Source organism: Gordonia gummivorans, assembly GCF_022513585.1.
In the GTDB taxonomy this organism is placed as follows: Bacteria; Actinomycetota; Actinomycetes; order Mycobacteriales; family Mycobacteriaceae; genus Gordonia.
This window is the reverse complement of record NZ_JAKWBF010000105.1, coordinates 1-282: the sequence shown is the minus strand read 5'-3', so window position 1 is coordinate 282 and position 282 is coordinate 1. Positions and strand designations below refer to the sequence as shown.

Below are 282 nucleotides of genomic sequence, written 5' to 3'. Positions count from 1 at the left end.
AGCCTTCTCCGGCGCCACCCCCGCCGACATCGACCGCCGTGCCCGCACCCTAGGCAACCGGGTCGCCGACGATGCTCCTGCCGCGGTACCCGCCCGCGATGACCGCGACATCAACACCTTCGATGTGACCACCGACGGTGACGGTCGGGTCGTGGTGCGTGGGGATGTGGATGCGGTGATCGGGGAGAAACTGCACACCATGATCGACGCCCTGGCCGCACCCCGTCCCGAACCCGACGGCTCCCCCGACGCCCGCTCGCCCGGGCGTCGCCGCTCCGAAGC

At 71.6% G+C, this 282-nt stretch carries 1 protein-coding gene; it reads left to right on the top strand.

Annotated features, from left to right (window positions below; genetic code table 11):
- The coding region (locus tag MKW15_RS24745; RefSeq protein ID WP_240862977.1) for a DUF222 domain-containing protein at positions 1–282 on the top strand (282 nt) is incomplete at both ends.